Origin of the sequence: Ureibacillus sp. GCM10028918 (genome assembly GCF_042666115.1) — a bacterium.
GTDB lineage: Bacteria > Bacillota > Bacilli > Bacillales_A > Planococcaceae > Ureibacillus.
The window spans coordinates 270,245-292,996 of the sequence record NZ_JBHTFK010000007.1 but is presented as its reverse complement, the minus strand read 5'-3'; the positions used below and the strand labels follow the sequence as shown (position 1 = coordinate 292,996).

27 protein-coding genes are annotated in these 22,752 nt (G+C 35.9%); 6 read left to right on the top strand and 21 right to left on the bottom strand.

Annotation, left to right across the window (positions count from 1 at the left end):
• Positions 1-91 precede the first annotated feature (91 nt).
• The gene (locus tag ACFQU5_RS10650; RefSeq protein WP_390287559.1) at positions 92-1,015 is read left to right on the top strand and encodes an EamA family transporter; all 924 of its coding nucleotides are present in this window, start codon (positions 92-94) and stop codon (positions 1,013-1,015) included.
• Between the two features lie 146 nt (positions 1,016-1,161).
• Here ACFQU5_RS10650 and ACFQU5_RS10645 read toward each other — a convergent pair whose 3' ends face one another.
• From ACFQU5_RS10645 to ACFQU5_RS10615, 7 genes are all read right to left on the bottom strand, one after another.
• Entirely contained in the window at positions 1,162-1,356 is a 195-nt protein-coding gene (locus ACFQU5_RS10645) for a hypothetical protein (protein WP_390287557.1), read from the bottom strand.
• 68 nt (positions 1,357-1,424) lie between these two features.
• Positions 1,425-1,880 carry a DMP19 family protein gene (locus ACFQU5_RS10640; RefSeq protein ID WP_390287555.1) on the bottom strand — a complete coding sequence of 152 codons (456 nt, stop codon included), beginning with the start codon at positions 1,878-1,880 and terminating at the stop codon, positions 1,425-1,427.
• A 1,088-nt stretch (positions 1,881-2,968) separates the two neighbouring features.
• Positions 2,969-3,430 (bottom strand): GNAT family N-acetyltransferase, encoded by a 462-nt coding sequence (locus tag ACFQU5_RS10635; RefSeq protein WP_390287553.1) that lies wholly within the window; start codon positions 3,428-3,430, stop codon positions 2,969-2,971.
• 662 nt (positions 3,431-4,092) lie between these two features.
• The gene (locus ACFQU5_RS10630; protein WP_390287552.1) at positions 4,093-4,575 is read right to left on the bottom strand and encodes a hypothetical protein; all 483 of its coding nucleotides are present in this window, start codon (positions 4,573-4,575) and stop codon (positions 4,093-4,095) included.
• 1,016 nt (positions 4,576-5,591) lie between these two features.
• Positions 5,592-7,253: a DUF4179 domain-containing protein gene (locus ACFQU5_RS10625; protein ID WP_390287550.1), complete on the bottom strand. Its 1,662-nt coding sequence runs from the start codon at positions 7,251-7,253 to the stop codon at positions 5,592-5,594.
• Positions 7,240-7,773, bottom strand: a complete 534-nt coding sequence (locus ACFQU5_RS10620; protein ID WP_390287548.1) for an RNA polymerase sigma factor — start codon at positions 7,771-7,773, stop codon at positions 7,240-7,242. Before ACFQU5_RS10620 ends, ACFQU5_RS10625 begins: the two co-directional genes overlap by 14 nt.
• A 169-nt stretch (positions 7,774-7,942) precedes the next feature.
• The gene (locus ACFQU5_RS10615) at positions 7,943-8,899 is read right to left on the bottom strand and encodes a GrpB family protein (RefSeq protein WP_390287546.1); all 957 of its coding nucleotides are present in this window, start codon (positions 8,897-8,899) and stop codon (positions 7,943-7,945) included.
• A gap of 181 nt (positions 8,900-9,080) precedes the next feature.
• Here ACFQU5_RS10615 and ACFQU5_RS10610 point away from each other — a divergent pair, with 181 nt between their 5' ends.
• On the top strand, positions 9,081-9,356 hold the full coding sequence (locus ACFQU5_RS10610; RefSeq protein ID WP_390287544.1) for a transporter: 276 nt from the start codon (positions 9,081-9,083) through the stop codon (positions 9,354-9,356).
• A gap of 353 nt (positions 9,357-9,709) precedes the next feature.
• Here ACFQU5_RS10610 and ACFQU5_RS10605 read toward each other — a convergent pair whose 3' ends face one another.
• From ACFQU5_RS10605 to ACFQU5_RS10590, 4 genes are all read right to left on the bottom strand, one after another.
• Complete coding sequence (locus tag ACFQU5_RS10605; RefSeq protein WP_390287542.1) at positions 9,710-11,173, bottom strand: hypothetical protein; 1,464 nt, start codon at positions 11,171-11,173, stop codon at positions 9,710-9,712.
• A 67-nt stretch (positions 11,174-11,240) separates the two neighbouring features.
• Positions 11,241-11,669: a stage III sporulation protein AH gene (locus ACFQU5_RS10600; protein ID WP_390287946.1), complete on the bottom strand. Its 429-nt coding sequence runs from the start codon at positions 11,667-11,669 to the stop codon at positions 11,241-11,243.
• Positions 11,670-11,858: 189 nt separating this feature from the next.
• Positions 11,859-12,377, bottom strand: coding sequence for a spermidine/spermine N(1)-acetyltransferase (paiA, locus tag ACFQU5_RS10595; protein WP_390287540.1), 519 nt, complete (start codon positions 12,375-12,377; stop codon positions 11,859-11,861).
• A gap of 20 nt (positions 12,378-12,397) precedes the next feature.
• The gene (locus ACFQU5_RS10590) at positions 12,398-12,850 is read right to left on the bottom strand and encodes a MarR family winged helix-turn-helix transcriptional regulator (RefSeq protein ID WP_390287538.1); all 453 of its coding nucleotides are present in this window, start codon (positions 12,848-12,850) and stop codon (positions 12,398-12,400) included.
• Positions 12,851-12,972: 122 nt separating this feature from the next.
• On the opposite strand from ACFQU5_RS10590, the gene ACFQU5_RS10585 reads away from it, so the two are divergent.
• Complete coding sequence (locus ACFQU5_RS10585; RefSeq protein ID WP_390287536.1) at positions 12,973-13,413, top strand: GNAT family N-acetyltransferase; 441 nt, start codon at positions 12,973-12,975, stop codon at positions 13,411-13,413.
• 11 nt (positions 13,414-13,424) lie between these two features.
• A complete protein-coding gene (locus tag ACFQU5_RS10580; protein WP_390287534.1) occupies positions 13,425-14,063 on the top strand; it encodes a YczE/YyaS/YitT family protein in 639 nt (212 codons plus the stop codon).
• A 162-nt stretch (positions 14,064-14,225) separates the two neighbouring features.
• Here the strand turns inward: ACFQU5_RS10580 and ACFQU5_RS10575 are convergent, their stop codons facing one another.
• On the bottom strand, positions 14,226-14,645 hold the full coding sequence (locus ACFQU5_RS10575) for a hypothetical protein (RefSeq protein ID WP_390287532.1): 420 nt from the start codon (positions 14,643-14,645) through the stop codon (positions 14,226-14,228).
• Between the two features lie 48 nt (positions 14,646-14,693).
• Complete coding sequence (locus tag ACFQU5_RS10570) at positions 14,694-15,131, bottom strand: hypothetical protein (protein WP_390287530.1); 438 nt, start codon at positions 15,129-15,131, stop codon at positions 14,694-14,696.
• Positions 15,132-15,310: 179 nt separating this feature from the next.
• On the opposite strand from ACFQU5_RS10570, the gene ACFQU5_RS10565 reads away from it, so the two are divergent.
• Entirely contained in the window at positions 15,311-15,463 is a 153-nt protein-coding gene (locus ACFQU5_RS10565; RefSeq protein ID WP_390287528.1) for a hypothetical protein, read from the top strand.
• A gap of 98 nt (positions 15,464-15,561) precedes the next feature.
• Here ACFQU5_RS10565 and ACFQU5_RS10560 read toward each other — a convergent pair whose 3' ends face one another.
• Together ACFQU5_RS10560 and norA are read right to left on the bottom strand one after the other, a co-directional pair.
• Entirely contained in the window at positions 15,562-16,893 is a 1,332-nt protein-coding gene (locus ACFQU5_RS10560; protein WP_390287526.1) for a methyl-accepting chemotaxis protein, read from the bottom strand.
• 212 nt (positions 16,894-17,105) lie between these two features.
• A complete protein-coding gene (norA, locus tag ACFQU5_RS10555; RefSeq protein ID WP_390287524.1) occupies positions 17,106-18,305 on the bottom strand; it encodes a multidrug efflux MFS transporter NorA in 1,200 nt (399 codons plus the stop codon).
• A 120-nt stretch (positions 18,306-18,425) separates the two neighbouring features.
• Between norA and ACFQU5_RS10550 the strand changes: the two genes are divergently transcribed.
• The gene (locus tag ACFQU5_RS10550) at positions 18,426-19,253 is read left to right on the top strand and encodes a MerR family transcriptional regulator (RefSeq protein WP_390287522.1); all 828 of its coding nucleotides are present in this window, start codon (positions 18,426-18,428) and stop codon (positions 19,251-19,253) included.
• Here the strand turns inward: ACFQU5_RS10550 and ACFQU5_RS10545 are convergent.
• The 6 genes from ACFQU5_RS10545 to ACFQU5_RS10520 form a co-directional block, all read right to left on the bottom strand.
• On the bottom strand, positions 19,214-19,327 hold the full coding sequence (locus ACFQU5_RS10545) for a hypothetical protein (protein ID WP_390287944.1): 114 nt from the start codon (positions 19,325-19,327) through the stop codon (positions 19,214-19,216). The genes ACFQU5_RS10550 and ACFQU5_RS10545 overlap by 40 nt on opposite strands.
• A gap of 309 nt (positions 19,328-19,636) precedes the next feature.
• Entirely contained in the window at positions 19,637-19,951 is a 315-nt protein-coding gene (locus ACFQU5_RS10540; protein WP_390287520.1) for a spore coat protein, read from the bottom strand.
• A gap of 22 nt (positions 19,952-19,973) precedes the next feature.
• Complete coding sequence (locus tag ACFQU5_RS10535; protein WP_390287518.1) at positions 19,974-20,177, bottom strand: spore coat protein; 204 nt, start codon at positions 20,175-20,177, stop codon at positions 19,974-19,976.
• Positions 20,178-20,437: 260 nt separating this feature from the next.
• On the bottom strand, positions 20,438-21,193 hold the full coding sequence (locus tag ACFQU5_RS10530; RefSeq protein ID WP_390287516.1) for a DUF4184 family protein: 756 nt from the start codon (positions 21,191-21,193) through the stop codon (positions 20,438-20,440).
• Positions 21,194-21,300: 107 nt separating this feature from the next.
• Positions 21,301-22,077 (bottom strand): SDR family oxidoreductase, encoded by a 777-nt coding sequence (locus ACFQU5_RS10525; protein ID WP_390287514.1) that lies wholly within the window; start codon positions 22,075-22,077, stop codon positions 21,301-21,303.
• Positions 22,078-22,125: 48 nt separating this feature from the next.
• On the bottom strand, positions 22,126-22,728 hold the full coding sequence (locus ACFQU5_RS10520; RefSeq protein ID WP_390287512.1) for an AAA family ATPase: 603 nt from the start codon (positions 22,726-22,728) through the stop codon (positions 22,126-22,128).
• Positions 22,729-22,752: the final 24 nt, after the last annotated feature.

The window sequence follows — 22,752 nt, the reverse complement described above, 5'->3', positions numbered from 1 at the left end:
AATTCGATTGACGTATCAATCAAATGATTTTTCATTTATCCTAAAGATATTATAATACTATTTTTATATTTAAAGGATGGAGAATTTAAAGATGAATAGAAATAAAGGGATGGTTCTGGTGATTATAGGAGCCGTATTTTGGGGGATTGGTGGTACCGTCGCACAAAAATTATTTCAACATTATGGAGTCGATGTTAATTGGCTTGTAACGACCCGGCTACTTATCGCGGGTGTATTACTTTTAGCTGTTCAATTTGTCGGTAAAGAACGTTCGCAAATATTAGGCGTTTGGAAAAATAGAAGAACTGCCATACATTTAATCATTTTTGGATTAGTGGGTATGCTGGGCGTCCAGTATACCTATATGGCTTCGATCAAACATGGGAATGCTGCAGTCGCAACACTATTACAATATTTAGCACCTGTCATGATTATCATTTACTTGATCTTTCGTAAACAAAGTGTTCTTGCACGAAAAGATTTATACACTGTATCACTCGCTTTAATTGGGTGCTTTTTATTATTAACCAATGGCTCCATTTCACAATTTTCAGTGCCCTCACTTGCGATTATTTGGGGTGTCTTATCGGGTGTGGCCTTGGCGTTCTATACGTTATATGCGATTCCCTTACTAAAGCATTTCGATTCGCTCGTCATTGTTGGCTGGGCGATGATTATCGGAGGTTTTGCATTAAGCTTTATCCATCCCCCATGGCAAATTAACTTAAACAGCTTTACTATTGAAGGTTATTTTTATTTAGTGTTTGTTATTATTTTTGGTACCATGATTGCGTTTTGGTTTTATATTGAAAGTCTACAAAGTCTAGCTCCTAAAGAATCAAGTCTTTTAGGAAGTATAGAACCATTGGCAGCTGTTTTAACTACCGTATTTTGGCTAAAAGTGCCTTTTGGGGTCTTCCAATGGATCGGTGCACTATGTATCCTAATAATGATTGTTTATTTAGCTTTAAATAAAGATAAAAATTCGGCTGAACAAGCACTTTCGAACAGCTAATAAAAATTGGCGGTAATCCTTCTTGGATTACCGCCATCATCTATAGTCCATAGAATTAGCAATTTTGAGATAATCCTCTGCCTGAAAAGTCACATCCTCTTCACTCTCCATGCGAATAGAATAAAGCATGTTATTATACTGAAAAGTTAGTTGGGAGTTCGGAGTTCAGGGATGGATACATTTGAAGCAAGATATGTCCTTGCCCGGTTTTCATCATTCTTCACAAAATATGCGATAACAAATTCGCTTCCATTTCTAACAATAACAGTTGCAGCATTTACAGGCTGAAATAGTGTTAAGGTAAAGGTTAGCCCCATTAGTATTGCTATTAGTTTCTTCATTTTCATCACCAAAATTATGTTTTCCCTGGTGAATCATTTTATCCTAAATTTGTTCTATGTATGGAGAATCATTCCTTTATTAAAACAAATTCCGTTTCATATTTTTCTAAATATTGTTCTAAATAGTCATCGATTGCTGGCTCGATTGCATAATACTCTAAATCCAGTTCCAGGAATTTCCCCTCTTCTGCCATCTCAATATATTCATCCACACTATCAGCTTTCGTTAGCTCCATTGTAGTGAAAATGTTGAGTGCCTTCGTTAAAATAGCAGCTTGTGAATTTGCACCAATTGTTTTAAGCGCATTTACGCTTTCTTTCACTAATTTCGTGCCTCGATTTAAAAAATATTGTAAATGTCCTCCATTTTGGACTTCAATATCATACCAAAAGCAAAGGTGTGCAACCTTTTGTAGTTCTGTTAAATCACCGCATTCTTCCATTGCAAGCAAATCAATGAATTGGTTCCATTTTTCATATGGGTTATCAACCAACATTTCCTTTGTAACCATACGTTTTATCATAGTTAAGCACTCCCATTTCCGGTCCGATTTATAAGCTCCTTCAAAATCTCGACAATATTGAGCTGGTCCATAATAAATCTCAATATGATGGACAGTTTTTTAAATTCCATTTAGATTTCCCTTAAAGAATGTATGGGAAATAATAATCGGTCCATACTATCAGAGATTTCACTTCTAGTCCAATGAATTGGGAGGGTTAACCCGATGAGTGCGATTGATCGTTTTCTCTAAGGAAATCTAACTAAAATCGTGGATCTTGTGTAATCAGCCCGGAATTTATTCCGGGTTTTTATTTTTTGCGTATGAAATATATTAATCCGATTATACTATTAGAGATTTCACTTTAAGTCCAATGAATTGGGAGGGTTAACCCGATGAGTGCGAATGAGCGTTATCTCTAAGGAAATCTGACTAAAATCGTGGATACATGTGTAATCAGACCCGGAATCTATTCCGGGTTTTTTTATTTTAGCCTGTAATTAATTGTAAACGTAATACCCATTTTAAAGTTATCGGTTTGTAATATCACCGCTCGTTTCAAATAACCAAATTTCCTATTAAAAGTTCGTATGAAAAATGATATTCGGCTTATACTATTAGAGATTTCACTTCTAATCCAGTGACCTGGGAGGGTTAACCCGATGAGTGCGAATGATCGTTTTCTCTAAGGAAGAACCATCTAACTGAATAGCTGAAGCAATATTATCTTAGGTTAATCTTAAGGTTAAAATGCGAAAGCGAGGCAGACGTGTCATGGATACAAAAATGTAGTGTAATCACACCCGGAATTAGTTCCGGGTTTTTTATTTTTTTACGTATGTATTATAAGTTTCCGTTCATACTAATAGAGATTTCACTTCTAATCCAGTGACTTGGGAGGGTTAACCCGATGAGTGCGAATGATCGTTTTCTCTGAAGGACCATCTAACTGAATAAGCTGAAGCAATATTATCTTAGGCCAATCTTAAGATTAAAAATGCGAAAGCGAGGCAGACGTGTCATGGATTTAAAAATGTAGTGTAATCAGACCCGGAATTATTTCCGGGTTTTTATTTTGTCTGCATATGTTACACATTATCCTATCCCCTTCAGCTCGGAAGATATTCCATGGGCTCCTTACAATGAACATAGCCATTTTTCTTATAAAAGGGCATCGCTTCATCACTTGGCCATACGATAACAAACTCATATTCGTTTTCTTGGATCCAATTATTAATGAAGCTAAGCAGTTTACTTCCAACGCCCATATTTCGGTATTCCGGCACAGTATAAACATTTGTCATATATACAAAGGGATGTGTAACTCTGCCTGGCCGAGGCACTTTATGTATTAATTCAATGTATATATGGGAAACAATCTTTCCGGCTTCTTCTACTACCCAAACAAACCATTGACCACTAGTTAAAGCCTTTTTGAAAAATGACTGAAATTCCGTCTCATACTTCGTAAAAGAACAGTTCATTTTACTTTCATCATGCTCAAGTGTAAAATCCCATCGCATTCTCATTAATTGATCAACGTCTTTTGCTTCAGCAAGCCTTATATTCATCTCATTCCTCCTAGTATCAGAAATTAAAATAAGCTTCGTTAATATAATTTATTCCACAAAAAAAGAGCAAATCCTTGTTGGAAATGCTCTTTTTATACAATTAATTCCAAAATGCGTTGTAGAATCCCTACCGGAATAAGCAGCCTTCGCACTGTATCCATTTTGACTGGCAATGTTGCATAATAGTATATTAATATCCTCATCATCTTCAATTACTAAAATTTTAATGGAATTGTTCATTTCTTCACCCACAATTGTTAACATTATCATTTATTGAATTTCGGGTTGTCAATGGGTATGATTTTAGGTTGATGATGAGTAAATGCGCTAAATTCAGCATTCCAACTTTAGCCGGGTTTATATAAGTCACATATACGCATCTGTATAAAGAAGCGGGGAGAAGCGAACCCTTTATAGGCTATAATCCGCATTAGAATCAATTAGCAATTTTTAAAAACTGTCACTGTTTTCAGATGGTTGGTTACGCTTGGTTAATCTCCAGATATTAACACCAAAGATTATAGATAATCAATAAAATAAACGTTACTTTCAATATTATGTATTTCTCTGGCACTTCGAAGTTGATAATTCCATTCAAGAAGCATCGAACGTTGATATGGCAACGTTCGTGCTTTTAGTATTCCATACTCAATAGATTTACACTAGAAAATATTGTTCTTCATATTGATTGTTATTTTAACTGTATCGTATAATTTAATTCTCATTCTTCCTACTCTGTTTTTCCAATATAAATAGAAGGCCAAGAGGAGTATATATACAATGCCAAAAATGCTGATAAACATCAGAAACTCTTTTAAATAAGCAATTGCTTCTGCTGCTTCCCCTTCTATCAGTATATTAGTAATTAGTACATATCCTGATATATAAGAAGCTATAAGCACAGAAAGAAGTGCAATTATGCTGTTAAATATACTTATAAAGAAGGATTGAATTGTTTTTCCGCCTTCAATTACTTCTTGAATTGTCTTCTTCATAATTTCCAGTTCCGATACACTTAATTCATTCGTGTTATTTTTCACATAGTAACCCATGGTATGTTCGTCGTAAATATCAAGATACAACGCTTCTTTAAAGAACTTTTTAATTTGTTTAATATCGTACAATAACTTGAAATTTTTATTCATATTTTTTCTCCCATCACATAATTTTTTCCAATCATTTGACTTTAATTTATTTGCAGCAGCAAGCACTAACATAAGGGATCAGGAGAAACTCGATAATGCCCACTGCTCCAAACAAGTCAGTCAATCATCGCTCTACTTTCACAACCCAAGTACGCAACTACACTTTTACATTATTAACAAATAATCCATCTACTGCATATTTTTACCATAATCACTTATAATTAAACCCTCAAATTCGCCTTAAAAATTCCTTCTCATTCACTTTTTATGTCGCTGCCGACTAATTCCTTTTTAACTGTTAGTTGCAACTTTTCAAAGCAAAATAAAAAGCAGCCATCTCCTCAAATGACTGCCGATTGTTGATAAACAGATTCCTCAATTAATATCCATTAACATTATTAAAGAATCTGTCACTTTTAATAAGTTCAACAGAAAAGTCGAGTTTCTTCTTTAAGACACGCCCAGTTAGTTAACTAAGAAATGCAAGGATGATAACATTAGTATGATAGAGCTATAAACAAACATAAGAAAAACGCGATACATGATAATGGTGTCATAACACACCTTTCTTTCTTACTTTGAGATATTAGGTTTGTTATTGTATTTAAGCCGAGAAATATTGTAATAATCCAAACTAATATGTTTGTTAATTAAAAATGGGTATACCGTTATGATAATTTATAGTAATGAATGCCAAGGAAAATGGTGATACCTACAGCTATTTGTCTGAGGGAACTTATCAATGCAAAGTGCATTATTTACCCGTTACTAAAATGATTGAGTCACTTCACCTGGAGGAATAATTCCATTATTGGACCCTCCCTTCGAATTTTTTAATTTGCTGCTTGTTTATTTGAAAGCATAATATAAAAGCTGAATCTCTTAAAAGAGAAACCCATCTAATTTGAGTAAAGCTTAATGAAATTAGATGGGTATGAAATGTTTTTGGATCTATTCTGAATTTTAATTAATATCTCTAGCCAATAACAAACTTTCCTCATATCACTTTTAAAAGGTTATTTTCCTGCCTTAAGCTGAACGCGCATCTCATCATTTGGTTTATTGGTAGTATAATTCGAAATGTAAATATCGAGCTCTGTCCTGTCGAAGTTTTCATAAACATCCATATTTTTATTACTTCCATCGCCCATTAACCCCAGTATCTCGGGCATTCCATAGTTTTTATCTTTACCATGCAGATAATAGGTTTGATTGACTCCACCAAACTTTTTGTCTGAACTAAATGATTCTATATATAGATTTTTGTCTTTCAAATAATAAGTCCATGTCACCGGGTATCCTGCTATATGGGTAGTTATGCTTTGTTGTTCACTTGATATGTCTGTCAACCTGATTGGTTTTTCATCGCCTTTAAATTCATCAACACGGTGTTTAGCTATTAGGCTCACAGGTTGTTCAGCCAGAGAAGCCCAATCAAGTCCGTCCATTTCAAAGCGTATTTCCGTTTTGTCGGGTTGTCCAGGTACATTTAGATTCCACATACTTCCACTTAATAGAGTCCCACCTACATCTAGTTGATAATCCATGTAAGGAACACGAGTGTATTTTTGTTTATGAGCAAGAATCAGGCGGATTTGGGTTGGGGTAACTGTCATTTCCTGCACTACCGTTCCAGCAGACATATCATCCAGAGGGATATTCAACACCTCTCTAAACGATCCATTTTCCAATTTACTTTTAGATAGAGCTAGATCCAAGCTCCAAGTTCCCTCAACGGTTTCTAGTATATGATTATAAGCAAGCTGGAATTTGGTTCCTTCAGCACGTAAAGTATCAGTTTTAAAAATTTGCTGGCTTCTTAGGTATTCTCCGGATGCTCCCGGAAATCCGAACCTTGAAGTTTCAGCTTCCCGAATCGGCTCATTTCGTTCATTGTTTGCTTGAATGCGCACCCAGCTTTTGTTCTTCATTTCAGGATTTGTAAACGTAATGGATGATTGAAGTAATACACGATCTTCGGCTTGTTCAAAAGATTTCAAGGTCACGCTGCCAATCCCATCCTTTTGAATTGGGAACTCTTGCGTATTAGAATTGTTGGGGTCATAGTTGATGGACTGTTTCCCCTCATCCATGAATTGCATATTCTCCACGGAAAATGCAACATTGGCCGACTGTCCGTCCACAATCCAATCGGTCTCGAAGTAACCTTGAAATAGACCACGCTCCTCATCCCAGTCCTGTACAGAATAATAACCCTCAATGAAGTTCCCTTTCTCATCCTTCAATCCGATTCGATCAAAGCTTATATTCTTTCCATCCCATGATGAGTCAGGTTTCAAAGTGTAAAGCAGGAAAGTTCTGTTATCATCGCTAAATGCGGTATGTACGGTTAACGTTATACCATCCTTTGTAACGGACTGTTCTATGGTTTGTCCAAGGCCTTGTTCTAGGGCAGACTCAATACCCTGTCTATAGGTAAGAATGTTAGACCAATCATAAGTAAGAGCTGCATAAACCGGTGTAGCCAACAACGCTATCGACAGTCCTGCCACCATAACAAATCGCTTTCTTTTCCGCGAGCGTAACGCAATTGGTTCTACGCTTGCATCCCTTAATTCGTCCCGCTGGATACTGCTCCACATTCCATCAAAGTCTGGATATGGTACATTATTTGAAGATTTTAGCGCATTTTTAAGCTCTTTCTCAATGCGTTCCATATCGGCTCTCTCCCTTCAACCAATAGTTGTGATTGTGTTCAAGTTTTTTGCGTAGGATTTTCAAGGCTTTGTTACTTCTTGACTTCACGGTGCCCACAGGAATCTTTAGAATTTCGGCAATTTCCTTAATAGATAGCTCTCCTATATAACGTAGCGTAATGACGGCCATCAGCTTATCTGGAAGCTGATTTAGCAATTCTTCCCATTCTTCCGTAACTGCTTTTTCCATGACGATGGTATCTACGGATTTAACCGATCCAGTAGTCTGCTCATGGAATAATTGGACTTGATTTTGCTTTTTCTGCTTTGTCTGATTCTTTTTTAGAAGATTTAAGCAGTGATTCATTGTGATGCGCAGAATCCAGGCGCGTATATGTTCTACCCTTCGCCAATCTTGGCGAAAAACGGTGACAAATACATCATGACAGAGATCTTCCGCATCTTGTGCGTTACGCAGCATGTAATAACACGTTCGGTATACATCCTTGTTATACGAATCAAATAGCTCTCTTTCCGTCAATCCAGGCCACTCCTTTCTTTCCGTTATACTCTATAAACAAATGACTTTTGGGAAAGGTTCATTTTTTTATTGTGGAAACGAAACACAATGAAGAGAGAATTTTTTTAATGGTGAGTTTACCGAATAGAAAACACAATACCAAAATTTATCTTTGTAACTATTAGTCTTTTTAATCGAATAACTCAGGAATATATTTAGGTATAAGGAAGCTTCTTAATTCCCCATCTATATTCAGGAAGTCATTTTCTCTTAACCATTTATATTCAAATACCATTCCTTGATCTTTATCCTTTCCCGTAACGATGTGGTTCCAGGAGTCTGCTGTGTTCGGGGGTGCTAGGAGAAGAAAGTCGTGTCTTTCTACAATTCGTTTAATATAAGGTTTGTAGTAATGAAGCACACCCATCTCTCGAATTAGGGTTAGGTCAATTAATCCTGTTTCTTCCTTAATTTCTCTATACAGTGCATCAACTAAGTTTTCGTTTTTCTCTACGCCCCCTCCCGGTACACGCCATGATGCGTTTGGGATCGATTGAAAGGACAGCGATAAAAGCTCAAAGTTGTTTGTTTCTTTTTCACGCAAAATAAAGCCCGTAACAGATGTTTTTTTGTTCCTGCCAGCCCAAAGCAATGCTTTTTCCGTTAAATTATTAACAACTAAAGATTTCTGTTCCTGATATAATTTGACGTTATGTGGGTAGATTTGAGAGATTTCTTGTTTGATAACCTTATATTGTTCGGCTTCGGTTTGATTTTCAATTAAATAATCTCTAAATGCTAAATGTTTTATGATTTCTTTTGCCCCGGTTTGATAGATATGTATATGATGAGTTCTTTTGTCATCCTTCTCTTTTACAAAATAGCGTCTATTTTTAATTCCATTTTCTCCTCTGGGGATGTACCCCAACTTTTTCATTTCCCTATTAAAAGAATCCACAGTATTAATTTCTTGTACCTCAATCAAAATATCTATAATTGGTTTGGCAGCCATACCAGGAATGGACGTGCTCCCGATGTGGTAAATATTCAATAACTCTCCACCAAATATTCCTTTAATGAGTTCAGATTCCTGGCTAAAAGCGATTATCCAATTTTTATCATATAGGTATACTTTTGCTTTCCTCATATTTAACCTCCTAACAACATATCTAACATAGCTTTAATCATGATTCTGCTTAATAGTTAAAGAGAGTACTTATATCCCTCTAAAGTTTAGGTACATCAATTGTGTACAGTCTCGTTCAAGAATCCATTTACTTTTATTTTACATATAATGTTTAAAATCAATATCAAAGGAGTGAAAATATTTGGGATTTTTCCAACCTGAGGGAACTATGGCTCCACAATTTCCTCCTCCACCTTACGTACCGTCAAAACCTTCTGTATCGTATATGATTGACTGTGTGTATCAAAACACTTATGTATGGCTTAGAAATGGGGACCAATTCTGGTTTTACCCCACTCGTGTTGAATATGGTGAAGTATCTGGATATCGATGGAATGGTGCCTTCTGGCAATTCTATGGGATTGATCCAAGATTCATAGATGCTGTTGCCTGCCCTCCTACCCCTACATTATATTAAAATGAAGATTACTTTTTTGTTGGAATCTATAGATTTTGGCTTTCATACCTCTCATGAAGGCCATTTTTTTGATGCGGTCTCCCGGTTTGTTTAAGAACACTTCGCAGATGATTTTCACATTAAATGTCTCAGGTGTATTGCTTTAAATCGATACTCTTATGTGCATCTTAACTTGAGCAAAATGTATATCTTAGTGTTCTTTGGTACTCTCTTCATCTAGTATGTATTAAAAAAGAGACAATTCCTGCTTCTTCAAGAATTGTCCCTCGTAATAATTATGTAATTTAACTTTGCTAATGTACCAGCCTACCTATCAAACCACAAGGACAGTCAAAATACCTTTGCCACGCTTTTTAACTTTTCATCGAAATCCCGGTAATGTCCATTTCAAGATACTGCGCAACAGCTATTGCCTCTGTATGGTATGCATTTTCTGATTGGAGTATCGTCAAAGTTTGTTGTACCCAATTTGGTTTTTTCGCGATTTCTTCAATCGTGTCATGTACCGCTTGCCGTTCGTGAGTTTTCCAATTGGCAGCATAGCGTTCCTCCCATGTCTCCTCACTTTCGTTCATATATTCAGTTATGCGTGTCAGTATATAAAATTGCGTTATTTCACTACAATGTGTTTTCGCATGATAGGTATAACGCATAAGTACCTGGCCCGCATATTCATAATCATCAAGTGGTTGATATGTCTCATCACCTAGTAAACCTAGGATAATTTCTCCAGCACCGATAAATAACTCCTTAGAGGTATCCGATTCATGCAACAATATATCGAGCTTTCCTTTTTCAGCACAAATAAGAGAAGAATAACTGTTCATTATATTATTTCTTGTGCCTTCTGTTAAAAGCCAAAATTGAATCTCTTCCGTATTCGCTTCTAAAAAGTTAATCGCTTCAATTTTCCCCCAACCATTCACGGACTTGGCAATTTGCCAGATTGTCTCATTCGCATTACTTGTCCCATTTTTCAGTGCAAACAGAGCAACACCTGTAAATTCTTCGTGTAAAGCAAGTATTTGTAAACGTTCTTTGATGCTTTCACAATTAGTGCATCCTAGAATAATGATGGCGAATTTCACGACTTCTCGATGAGCTGCGTTTTCAAGCAACCAAATTGCTTCTTGCTGTACCCGCTGCTCGTCCTTTTCCTCCTGCGAGAATAGCTCGATCAGCTCTTGGAAATAGCTAATTACTTTCTCCTCTTTAATTTTCTCATAAGTTGCTTTTCGTGTTTCATTCGTTGGATTTTCTACTTGCTCCATAAATACTTTGAGGAGCTTTTTCGTATAGAATGGTGTCACTCCTTCGGAAACTAGTTGATCGGATAAGCCAGGAGCTAGCTTTGGATGGTTTTCATCCACTAAGTAGGCATCATCAGGTAAATCTGTAGTAACAATTTTCTTATGTTCTTTTATTTGCTGTTCAAGATACGGGACAATCATTTCTTTGTTTGCCCATGGTAAAAACTCAAGTGTCATTGCTTCCTTTAATAGAACCTGTCCATCGACTTTCACCGAAATATTCAAACGGACAAATCCACCTATTTTTACATGCACTTTATGTTGCTTACCATCTTTTGTTTGAAATGTACCCGACAAAGTTGAATACGGGAATATGTGCGACCAAATGGATTTCCGTTTGTTGTTAGCAATCATACGACCATCCACTAGTAAACTTTCTTCTAGCATCTTATTATGTATCTCTATTTTATGCCCTTCAAAATCAATCGCCCAATATTTGTCGACCTCTTTTGCTGCATCATTCTTCACATTACGCATCTCTCGTTTAAATTCTTCTTTAAACCCCATGATGTATCTCCTTTTAACCGTTTAGTATAGATAAGCTTCATAATCCGAAACCCATTCTATTCTGTTTTTAATTTCTTATTTGGTGTAATGTATTCCATATTGATTCATCCACCAGAAAGAAACCTTCGTGTGAGCAAGCAGCGAGCAAGCATTGATCGTCTTGATAAAACATCAAATCCTCCGGCAATTCAGGGGGCATCCAGCCAAAAAGCGAGTCAGAGCATTCTTTTAGAAATTGGGTTGTTGCGTTATTTAATCGAAAATAATAAACATACGCTGTACCATGGCCAAGAGCTGTTGTTTCCCACTTTCGTTGAATTTTCCTTTCGATGAGCTGGTCATTAATATCTGTTATCAATTGATCAACATAGGCTAGCCTGGATTCTTCATTCTCCATTAGTTGTCTGTTCTCAACAAAAGCAACCCGATTACAGCTTCTTGCAAGTAATTCAATAAGCTGTTTATACTGTTTTCCTTTCACATTTTCAGTAATCATCAGCACTATAGTTTCCTCCTTGCCATGCCTTCGGTGTGACAGCAATTACAAAAGAAAGCAATACATTTTTGTACAAAACGTATTGCTCCATATAAATAATTATTTCTATACAAGCTTTTCCAATGCCAGAAATATATTTAACCATATTTTACCACATTTTAGAAGTGCACTGTTAGCAATTCGCAGAAGTTATAGGAGTGTTTTTGTCATTAAATAATCTATTTGTTCTTCATCACCCATATAAAATGAGTGAACTCCCGTTTGTTCAAATCCCATTCTCCTATAAAAAGCGATGGCATTTTCATTTTTCTCCCATACACCGAGCCAGATTTTCTCTTTATGAAGTGTTGTTGCCACTTCAATTGCTTGATTTAGCAGATATTTACCTAGCCCATGTTTTTGAAATTCGCTCTTAATGTAAATCCTTTCGATTTCAAGTGATTGGTCTCCCATTTTTTCAGTTTGGGCATCACTAGTATTGACCTTCAAATATCCTGCAACCTCATTATTAAAATACACAAATAAGAATTGTGAAAATTGATTTGATAACTCTTCTTCTAATTGTTTTAAGTTGAATGCTCTTTCCAAATAAGCTTGCATATTTTCAGGTGAATTTTGATCTTTAAATGTATCGTTGAATGTTTCGGTACTTATTTTTTGAAGCGTTTGTAAGTCTTCAAGTGTACACTTTTTTATTTTTATCGTCATATCACATAGTCCCCCTCTAATCAGTACTCTCGCTTGTTCCCCTTTTTTACAAATTCCCAATCTTTTTCTACATTGTTTCTTACTCTTTGAAGAAGGTTGAAAATGGACTCTGCTTCTTCTTCTGAAAACCCTTTTAGTGCAACAAGATTGGAATAATCATTTTCTCTTTTAATAAACGGGTATACACTTTCCCCTTTTTCTGTTGGAAACAGCTTTTTTATTTTTTTGTTATTTTCATCATCTTTCTTTTCAATAAAGCCATTACTCTCCAATTTTTTTATAGCCCGAGCTGCCGTTGTTCGATCTACTTTAATCATTTCAGCTAGCTTTTCCTGAATGATTCCAGGATGTTCGCATATTCGTACAAGGTACAAATACTGCCCTTTTGTAAGGTCCAATTCTTTGAATTCTATATTACTTATCGAATCGAGGGCCCTTGCAATCATGCCAATTTCACGAAGAATTTCCTTCATCATGTACTCCTTAGTTTTTTATTATTGTTGCAAATGCAACAATAAGTAGTATATAGTAAACTTAAATCAATTTTGATGCAAATGCAACAAAAACGATGTTAATTAAAAAAGGACTGATAAGCATGAATGTAAAAAGAATAACGAATGATGAAGAATTAAATATGGCATTTGCTATAAGGAAAGAAGTATTTGTTAAGGAACAAGGCGTTCCATTAGAAGATGAGTTTGACCAATTTGATAATCTAGATGGTCTTTGCGAACACATATTAGTCCATTACAATGAACAACCAGTCGGCACTGGAAGAATCAGGTTTGTTGAGGGCATAGGAAAATTGGAAAGAATCTGCATCCTCATTCCTTACCGCAAATTTGGACTTGGCAAAATCATTATTAAGGCGTTGGAAGAAATCGCTGTAGAACGTGGGGCCTCTCAGGTGAAATTACATGGACAAACACATGCAGAAGGTTTTTATAAAAATCTTGGTTATCAGACTAAATCCGATGTCTTTATGGAAGATGGTATCCCGCATGTTCTAATGGGCAAAGAACTGTCTAGCAATTAGAGGCGAGAAGAGTGAAATATGGTTTTTATATATTTGGAATTTTGATATTAACTCTTGGCATCAGCTTCACTATACAATCAAACCTTGGTACTTCCCCTTTTGATGCTCTTTTAGTAGGTCTGTCCAATAATGTGGGGCTTACTGTGGGAAGTTGGGAAGTAATAATCGCTGCATTATTGATCGTCTGCAATGCAATTTTAAAGAGACAAAGACCTGAAGTTTCAGGGTTGGTCACAGCTGTAATAACGGGGGTTGGTATTGATGTGTGGCTTTTTTTATTGCACAACTTGATAGTTCCTGAACTATGGTACAGTAGAATCGTTTGTTTCGTAATCGGCTTGGTTGTTATAGGACTCGGAACTGCAATCTATTTGCAGACTAATTTTGCCCCGATCCCAGTTGACCGGTTAACATTAATCCTACAAGAATTAACGAGAACTAGTATCTTCTGGTCGAGAACAATTATATACATCGTATTCTTGATTATGGCAATGTTGTTTGGAGGACCCATTGGCATCGGAACCGTATTAACTGTTTGTTTCGGAGGAGTACTCCTTCATTACTTTATGCCTCTTACTAAAAAATTCATAGACAAATCACTAGCCTATTCCAGTTCCTCACAAAATATTGATGAAAAATCAGTAAGATAATTTACGCTGTTGATCCTTAAATCAACAGCGTTTTTAATTTTCCATAAATCTTTCCCCACGTTTTGTTAAAGGCTTGTTTTCATACAATCACTAAGATCTCTCCCCTTGCTTTAACCCCTTTTTAACTAAGAATGCTGCATAGCCCCCTATATCGAGATGCATTTATTTCGCTGCTTCAATTATTTCATCTATTGAACTGCCATTTACTAGTTCATATTCTTTGCCGCGGATGTCGATCATTCCATCATTGGTGATTACCATGTGAAAAGAAGCCATTGTTGTGGCATCATTCATATTCAATTGGTACTTTTCTTGATTAGGGTCCATATCTTTAAACAAGGCTCTTTTAACTTCCCACTCTTTTAAAGCTGCAAGTACTTCTTCATACTGCTCATCAGTTGGCTCTAGAATGGCTACAATTGCCCCATCCTTCCTAATCTCAATCCCTTGCACGACTTCTTCTAAGTTATCCGAGCTTGTTATAAAGGCATCTATAAAATTCCTTGTTTTAACTTCGGGATAAAAAATAAAGATAGCTGCCAAAATCCAAAACCCCAGTAATGGTAAAATCAGTTTTTTCATTCTAATTTCCCCCTTAGCCACCACAATAGCATAATGATCGCTATAACTTCATTTCGCCATGTCAATTAATTCTTCTATTGAACTGCCACTTACAAGCTTGTATTCCTTACCATGAATATTCATCATCCCATCAGATGTAACCTTTATGTCAAATGGGTTCATTGGTTGGGCATTATTCGCAATATCCAATTTGTACAAGTTTGTGTAATCTATTTCTTGGAATAGAGTCCTTTTCACTTCCCATTCACTTAAAGCAGCAAGTATTTCATCATAATTCTCATTAGTTGGGTTGAAAGTTGCTAAAGCCTCAAAAGATACATCATCATCCCCCTCACCCCAAATCGTAACACCATGTACTTTATCTGCTAATTCTTCAGGATTTGCGAGAAATGCATCTACAAAATTTACTGTTCTAAATTCGGAATAGAAAATAATTGCACCTGCCATAACCAAAATTCCTGCTACCGCTAACAGAACTTTCTTCATGCTAAATCTCCCCTCTTGATTTGGTTTATAATTTATTTACGCAATAACTTCCTAAAAGTTTCAGCTATGACATTTTTATACAATAATGATAAAATTATTTTAAAAATTAGGCTTATATCTGTTATATATCAGGATAAATATAAATATACTGTTATATATCATATATAAGGAGTGGTAAAATGATTACGGAAAAAGAGCGACAAAACATGATGCAGTTTTTAGTAAGATACTTTGGTGTTGATCCAAACCAGCTGGTAGACATTAGCGATTCCTTGTTAGAAGCTACGTACGATTTTGCCTACAGAAGAACTGAAATGGAATGTGATTTTTAAGTTAGCTAACACAAAAACAAGAAAGGAGTCGATTCAACATAATTGAACCGACTCCTAGATTAATGTACGACAATGATTGCAGGATTTTACCGAATTGCCTATTTTATTTTGAATTTCTTAATCTGTTCGTTCAACTTGATTGCCAACTTATCCAACTCTTTCGCAGAACTTGCAATGATTTCAGTAGAAGCTAACTGTTCTTGACCTGTTGCCGAAATTTCTTCTGTGCTTGCAGCAAAGTCTGCTGCCTGTGATGTCAATTCTTGAATTTGACCCGATACCGTTTTAGAATTCTCATTTACCGATCCCATAGCTGCTGCCGTATTTTTTAATCCGTCTACAATTCCTTCATACATACTCTTTATTTTATTAAACGCCTGTTCTGTAATCTTCAATCCATCTCGTTGTTCATCTATTAATTGATTGGAATGTTCAATATTTGCGACGGCTAAATCTGTTTTGGCTGAAGTCTTTTCAATAATAGATGTAATTTTACTTGCCGAACTGGAAGTCTCTTCCGCCAGCTTCCTAATTTCATCTGCCACCACGGCAAATCCTTTACCGGCCTCACCTGCTCTAGCCGCTTCAATAGAGGCATTCAAAGCAAGGAGATTCGTTTGGCCAGCAATAGATGTAATCATTCCTACGAATCCAGTTACTTGATCAATCATCCCTTTTAGTTCGTTAATGGAACGATTGACTTCACTGGATACTTGCAGCGTCTGATCCATTTTCCTCGTCTGCTTATCAACACTTGTTTGTCCTTCATTAATAGATGCTAACGATTGATAAGCCTGTTCAGCACTTTCAGAAGTTTTTGTGGCGATCTCGTCTATTAGCAAAACCACATCTGATAACGTCCCACTAATTCCACTCATTGTCTTGGCTTGCTCAGAGTTAACCGCTGCCATTTGATCAATTGTCGTTACTACTTGTGTAATGGAGCTCACATTCTCCCCTGTATTTTCAGTGAGGTTTTCCGATTGATCCGTAACAGTTAAAGACACCGTTTGTAATTCAGAAGCGATGATCTTTAATTTTTTTCTTGTTTCGTATAATGCTCTTGCCATATCCCCTGTTTGATCCTTTATATGAATCAATTGTTCTAATTCCTCATCAGTATCAGCCAGATTTAAATCCGCTGTTTTTTCCGCAAACTCGGTTACTTTGACAATGGGCTTTTCTATTGATTTTCCTAAAAAGTATGATAAGACCACTCCAATGACTAAAGAAATAATCAATCCGCATAATACTGGTGTCGGAATTATAAATCCTGTTTGCATCTGTTGCACGGTTTCTTGATTAGAAGTAGTGGCTGACGTATCACTGCCACCATTTCGCATAACTAATGATGCAGCTACGTTAATAACTGCTACCAGTACTGAGTTTAGCAATGATAAGAGAATAATTTTTGTAGATATTTTTTTCATTTGATTCTGGCCACCCATAACAATTTTTAGTTTATTTTCACTTTCAACAATTAGATCTTCTTACGGAAATATTGACTAAACAACCTTAACTTACTTTCAATTATCAATGATGAACCTTAAAAAAACCTTAAAAGTTAAAAGATCAATTCCTCTTGCGTTTACACATAAAAAGGCGCTAATCCCATTTCTTTGGATTAACGCCCTATTTGTTATTACAGTTCTGCTGTTCTCGCTTCCACTTTAGTAGCAGAGATATTATTCACTGGCTTCTTCCAGAACATTGTTAAAATAATACCCAATACTAGTAGAACCGCCGAGAAATAGTAAGGGTAGTTGATATCTACATCAAATAACATTCCCCCGAGAATTGGTCCACTAATGTTCGCCAGGCTTGTAAACATAGAGTTCATACCACCAACAAAACCTTGTTCATTCCCGGCAATAGTTGAAAGATAGGATGTCACAGCTGGTCGGAATAAATCAAATCCAACAAAGACGATAAATGTTACAAGTAAAATAGAAAAATAGGAATGAACTACTGTCATTAAAAAGACCAGTATGGCTGATAATATCAAGCTGTATCGGATGAGTTTGATTTCTCCCCAAATACGAGTTAGTCTATCAAAAAGGAGTACTTGAGCAACTGCACCAAATATAGCCCCACCCGTGATGACTATCGCTATATCAGATGGTTTAAATCCAAATTTATGATCGGTAAATAGACTAAAGAACGACTCAAAAGCGGCTAAACCAAACGAAGCAATAAAGATTAATATAAATGCAATCAGATATTTTGGCGCAGTAATACGCTTGATGCCAACCTCGCCATCTTCATCTTGTTCATAAGTTTCTTCTTTACGTTCTGGCTCTCTTAATAAAAGAATGGAAAGTATACCCGCAGTTATACCTAGACCACCTGCAAAGAAGAATGGTATACGTGTTCCAAATTCGGCTAGAAACCCTCCAATACCTGGACCAATAATAAATCCTGTACTAATTGCGGCTGACATATATCCGAGTGCTTTGGCGCGGTTACCTAGATTGGTAATATCCGCAATAAAAGCAGTAACAGCAGGCATAATGAAACCTGCACTAATTCCCCCTAAAATACGAGAAATAAATAACACTTCGATTTCTTTACCGAGTCCAAATAATAATTCTGAAACACCGAAAATAAATAAACCAATAACAATCATAATTTTTCTGCCAAATTTATCAACCGCTTTACCTGCAAACGGTGAAACAATTAGTTGCGCAACAGCAAAAGCTGCTGTTAAATAACCAACTGTCGTTCCGTTTATCCCTAAATCATTCATCAGTGTCGGCAAAACCGGAATTACTAAACCAATCCCCAAAAAGGCTATAAATAAATTCATCAATAGCAATCCCAGGGTGACCTTATGCGTTTTCATCTTTTTCATTCTCCTTAAAAACCTAAGTACTACAAACTAATTTGCTCCGTTTATTAAATATTTACAACTCCTATCCTAGTGTATATAGTAACTATATAGTCAAGGGTGGTGTTGTAAAAATTGAGTAAAAAAGATGGCAAATATTTAACAACTGGTGAATTTGCGAAGCTTTGCAAAGTAAACAAACAGACTCTTTTTTATTATGATCAGATTGGGCTTCTAACACCGGTTATGAAAAATAAAAATGGGTACCGTTACTATTCTGTTCACCAATTAGAATTATTTTTTGTTATTGATTTATTAAAGGATCTTGGCATGTCGCTCAGCGATATCCAACAGTACATGCAAAATAAATCACCCGAAAGATTTCTGTCGTTAATGTATCAAAAGAAAGAAGAAATTGTGAAAAAGCGCCAGGAGATTGAAGCGAAAGAAAAAATGATCGAGGCTAAAATTGCGTTAATGGAAGAGGCTTCAGACCTTGCTTTTAATGGGATTACCCTTGAACAATTACCAGAAGCCACACTGTATTTGAGCAGGAAAATTGAAAATATCACGGATGAAGAATTTGTGGAAGTCATATCGGATTTCATCGAGGAATTGAGCGTATCGCATCTGGATTCCGGATATCCGATTGGGAGCATAACCGAACGGGAGCAAGTACTGAAGGGCGAATTCTCGAATTATAGTTATTTATATATCGAGCAACCAACTCCAAAGGAAGGTCACCCCTATTTTAAAGCTGTAAAGGGCGATTTTCTCATCGGTTATCATCTCGGGGATGAAAAAACAATCGGCACTACCTATTCGCGTCTTTTTTCAGAAATGGAACGCTTAAATTTAACCTTAGGAGATTATGTTTTTGAAGAGTATGTGTATGATTCCGTCGTAAAGAATCAGGCGGAACATTATGTGACCAAAATCATGATACAAGTCGAACAAAAATAGCTTATATGTACACTTACACTTAAGCCTGCAAGAGCTGAAATTATAATGACAAGACCTATGTAGATTAACCACATGCCACAAGTCCTTTGTGTATTAAACACACTTTGTCCAGCATTTAATTTTGACAATACCAACGCCACCCCCGTCAGTATGAAAAGTAAGCTACCCGTTAACCAACAACTCTCAATAATATAATACCCTAAAAAGTAATTACTTCCCCATATTTACAAAAAGTAACTGTCCTTACGAAAAGAGTTGATGGTTGAATTCAAGGTTACAGGATACGATTAATTAACTTAAATTGAAAAAGACTGTTGCAAATTCGTGATTTGAGTTTGCAACAGTCTGAGAGCTCGGAAACTGAATCCAAGACTTTTTCACCTTTATTTTTTAACCGAATCTAAAACAAAATCGGCTTTTTCTAAATCAGACTTCATCTGTTCTTCTAAATCATAAGCATGATACATTTCATTTTTAATCATATATTGAGCAATCTTATCATGCGTGTCAATCGCAGTATCCAATTCACGGCGCAACAGCTTTTTCACAGAAGGAGTAGCCGTTTCTGTAATGGCTGTTGCAAGATTTCTCACACCCGCTTTCGCCGAGACAAGTAAATCGGTAGCAATTGCAAGATCATCAATCATTGGCATTTCAAGCTGTTCATTATTTGTTTCATCTGTCTTTTTTGTAGCCATTATCGATTTTCCTCCATTCTTGTTATTCACTTGCATCCGCCAGTACTTTTCTTAAATCTTTGATTGCCTTTGTGGATAGTTCTAGGTCTTCCTGGATAATTTCTTTTAGCTTCTCATCTTGAACAAGATCTACAAATAACTTACTTTTCGTTACACATGCTGTTTTAAAGATCAGCACTTCATGCAACTCCAATTTTTCGTGCAGTGCAAGTTCCTTGGTTGCCATTCCATTACCTCCTAGTTCTGTTATATTTTTTGTTTACCCGGTCATATTTCTTTCAATCATCTTTTTCTGTAAATATTACACACCCATTTTGTTTGTTCGTTATAAGGCTAACCCACTTATTTGGAATATTTTACGTTTCATCTAATGGAATCTGCTTACAACAGTGCTTTACCTCCATCATGAAAATCTGTAGTATTCTTTTGTTGGATCCTCTAAGAAAAAGGACACTAACCCACGTCGGATTAATGCCCTCGTTCCTTTTATGAATAGTTTCCTACCTTGACTCTATTGATGTAATTAAAATAGATTGAAATCAATAATAAGCTTATTAAAGCCGAGTCGATTATTCGAACAACAATAACGCCATACGCTTGAACTGGTACTTCATCGATGAAATACCATAAGCAAAATACTAGGATAGTAGAAAATGCAATGTGACCCCAATACATGAATTTTTGTTTTGGGCTTGTGGTCTCGTCACGGTTACTTCGATTTCTTTTTGCTCGAATGTACATATACCCTAAAATCACGGTAATCCCAACCAACGTACTCCCATGTTGAAGAAACTTAAAGACTAGAATTTGATAATCAAGAATATGAACAGGAAAAGTTAGAATTGCTAGATTCCTCACCATATATCCATCTAAATGAGTAAATGAATCCCAAACTACATGGGTTAGCATTCCAAATATAGCCGAGTATAAGAAGACCAAAACCTTCAACAGCACCGTTGAGTTTGGCTTTGGGGAATAAGGCTCTTGCAAAAATGAAGGAAGATGTTGAAATAATGTTCTATGTATATATCTCTTATAAATTAAATATATGATGACTATAAGAGGTAGATTAAAAGCTACAAAACCAGTAAATGTATGACCAATCTCGCCAGAAGGCATTCCACGAAGAAAGTACTCAAAATCTGGTGACATACTACCTAAAACCATCGCTAAAAAATTAACATATTTACTATTCCTTGAAAAGGGTAAAACAGCTGCTGGATGTGCAAAAGTCAACGGCATCTATGGTCACTCCTAGAAATGTCTTAAATCTCTCAATGATGAAGATTCCCAAAGTAATTATGCCATACTTCCGCAAGCTTCTGCACATTCAAGACACACTCTCGACTTTAAACCAACTTATTTCTCAGATATTCTTCAAATGTAATTTCTCCTATTTTATTCATTGAGTTTGTATTTTTCCCTTCGATTAAAGATTTGTATAGCTTACCTGCCAATGGGATACTTAATACATGATTCGTTTCATTGTTAATCTTAATTTTCAGCTCTGCCATTTCTTTTAATGTCAGTTTTTCCGGGCCGCAAAAATCTTCTACTTTTCCTTGAGGACCTTTATTGACTAAATCGATTAAATATCCGGCAAATTCGCTAACATCCACGCTTTGAAAGTTGATTTTTCCAGGGATAACATATCTATTAAAAAATGGTTTTGATAAAAGCAAGTTTTCAACAAAGCTATGAAATTGAGTAGCACGTGCGATGGTATAGGGAATGTTACTATTCTTTAGCAATCTTTCAGCTTCGCACTTAAGTCTATAATATTTGAACGGGATTTCCTCGATACCTACGATTGATGGATAAATAAAATGTTGTATGTGTTCTACTTTACTTAGAAAATTCTCGAAACCTGTAACCTCAATTGTTTTAGATTTTTTTGTTGGACTTGTTGCAGCGTAAATAATTACATCTACATCCTTAACTGCTTCATCCAAACCTTCCCCTGACAGTAAATCGCTATAAACCCACTTAAAATCTCCTATTCCTTCAGGCTTACTTCTTGAAGTTATTTTAACTTGGTAATTACAATCTTTTAATTGACTTAGCAAAGCTGAACCAAGCTGTCCTGTTGAACCAGTTACCAAGATTCTCAAATACAACACTTCCATTCTTTTGGATTCACTTAGTATTATATTAGTTACATGTTTTACTTTATTCTATAATTGTTCCCTAAATACAATTACAACGGGAGTACCCATCTTTACTTTAATAGTGAATTCTCTATGGTTTATAACCGCTTCTACTTCTTTATTGTCTTTAATGACAAATAAACGATTCGCTTCCCCTTCAATTGGATTAGATACATCTTCTTTTAAAGATTCCGCTTGTTGCCGGATAAGAACTTCCTCAAAACTAGTTGCTCCTCTAAAGATATTGGTACTTCTCCTGCTTTGAGTTACGCGATTTTGTAGTACTTTATCTGGGATATCGAAATGGACAAGTATACGGATGAATTGATTTTGATTAAATAACTCTTCCAACAAATATCGTCGATCTTTTCGACTTCGATTGGCATTGCAGATAATAAACTGAAGGTTCGTATGGTTTTTTCCATACTGAATAATCAGCCTTGAAATCTCATGTTTAAGAGTGTTTGAGCCTTGTATAGGGAGGAGGTTCTTATAGTATGTATTGATAAATTCGGCGTGGTTATCCTGGTCTATCACAAGGGAATGGCTTAACTCTTTTTCTAATGCCCTTGCAAATGTGGTTTTTCCACTATGGGTTTTCCCTACTGTTATTACAACCAGCCTTTTCATTTCTTCCACTCCTATACATTTCAT

Bases quoted from the DNA above. Each gene is read 5' to 3' on its own strand.
- paiA (WP_390287540.1), bottom strand. From the start codon at position 12,377: ATGACGATAAAAATAAAAAAGTGTACACTTGAAGACTTACAAACGCTT.
- ACFQU5_RS10585 (WP_390287536.1), top strand. From the start codon at position 12,973: ATGAATGTAAAAAGAATAACGAATGATGAAGAATTAAATATGGCATTT.
- ACFQU5_RS10530 (WP_390287516.1), bottom strand. From the start codon at position 21,193: ATGCCGTTGACTTTTGCACATCCAGCAGCTGTTTTACCCTTTTCAAGG.
- ACFQU5_RS10630 (WP_390287552.1), bottom strand. From the start codon at position 4,575: ATGAATAAAAATTTCAAGTTATTGTACGATATTAAACAAATTAAAAAG.
- ACFQU5_RS10525 (WP_390287514.1), bottom strand. From the start codon at position 22,077: ATGGAAGTGTTGTATTTGAGAATCTTGGTAACTGGTTCAACAGGACAG.
- ACFQU5_RS10645 (WP_390287557.1), bottom strand. From the start codon at position 1,356: ATGAAGAAACTAATAGCAATACTAATGGGGCTAACCTTTACCTTAACA.
- ACFQU5_RS10545 (WP_390287944.1), bottom strand. From the start codon at position 19,327: ATGTGGTTAATCTACATAGGTCTTGTCATTATAATTTCAGCTCTTGCA.
- ACFQU5_RS10575 (WP_390287532.1), bottom strand. From the start codon at position 14,645: ATGAAAAAACTGATTTTACCATTACTGGGGTTTTGGATTTTGGCAGCT.
- ACFQU5_RS10615 (WP_390287546.1), bottom strand. From the start codon at position 8,899: ATGAGGAAAGCAAAAGTATACCTATATGATAAAAATTGGATAATCGCT.
- ACFQU5_RS10590 (WP_390287538.1), bottom strand. From the start codon at position 12,850: ATGAAGGAAATTCTTCGTGAAATTGGCATGATTGCAAGGGCCCTCGAT.
- ACFQU5_RS10635 (WP_390287553.1), bottom strand. From the start codon at position 3,430: ATGAATATAAGGCTTGCTGAAGCAAAAGACGTTGATCAATTAATGAGA.
- norA (WP_390287524.1), bottom strand. From the start codon at position 18,305: ATGAAAACGCATAAGGTCACCCTGGGATTGCTATTGATGAATTTATTT.
- ACFQU5_RS10605 (WP_390287542.1), bottom strand. From the start codon at position 11,173: ATGGGGTTTAAAGAAGAATTTAAACGAGAGATGCGTAATGTGAAGAAT.
- ACFQU5_RS10560 (WP_390287526.1), bottom strand. From the start codon at position 16,893: ATGAAAAAAATATCTACAAAAATTATTCTCTTATCATTGCTAAACTCA.
- ACFQU5_RS10650 (WP_390287559.1), top strand. From the start codon at position 92: ATGAATAGAAATAAAGGGATGGTTCTGGTGATTATAGGAGCCGTATTT.
- ACFQU5_RS10600 (WP_390287946.1), bottom strand. From the start codon at position 11,669: ATGATTACTGAAAATGTGAAAGGAAAACAGTATAAACAGCTTATTGAA.
- ACFQU5_RS10625 (WP_390287550.1), bottom strand. From the start codon at position 7,253: ATGGAACGCATTGAGAAAGAGCTTAAAAATGCGCTAAAATCTTCAAAT.
- ACFQU5_RS10535 (WP_390287518.1), bottom strand. From the start codon at position 20,177: ATGGCAACCAAGGAACTTGCACTGCACGAAAAATTGGAGTTGCATGAA.
- ACFQU5_RS10570 (WP_390287530.1), bottom strand. From the start codon at position 15,131: ATGAAGAAAGTTCTGTTAGCGGTAGCAGGAATTTTGGTTATGGCAGGT.
- ACFQU5_RS10520 (WP_390287512.1), bottom strand. From the start codon at position 22,728: ATGAAAAGGCTGGTTGTAATAACAGTAGGGAAAACCCATAGTGGAAAA.
- ACFQU5_RS10540 (WP_390287520.1), bottom strand. From the start codon at position 19,951: ATGGCTACAAAAAAGACAGATGAAACAAATAATGAACAGCTTGAAATG.
- ACFQU5_RS10565 (WP_390287528.1), top strand. From the start codon at position 15,311: ATGATTACGGAAAAAGAGCGACAAAACATGATGCAGTTTTTAGTAAGA.
- ACFQU5_RS10640 (WP_390287555.1), bottom strand. From the start codon at position 1,880: ATGATAAAACGTATGGTTACAAAGGAAATGTTGGTTGATAACCCATAT.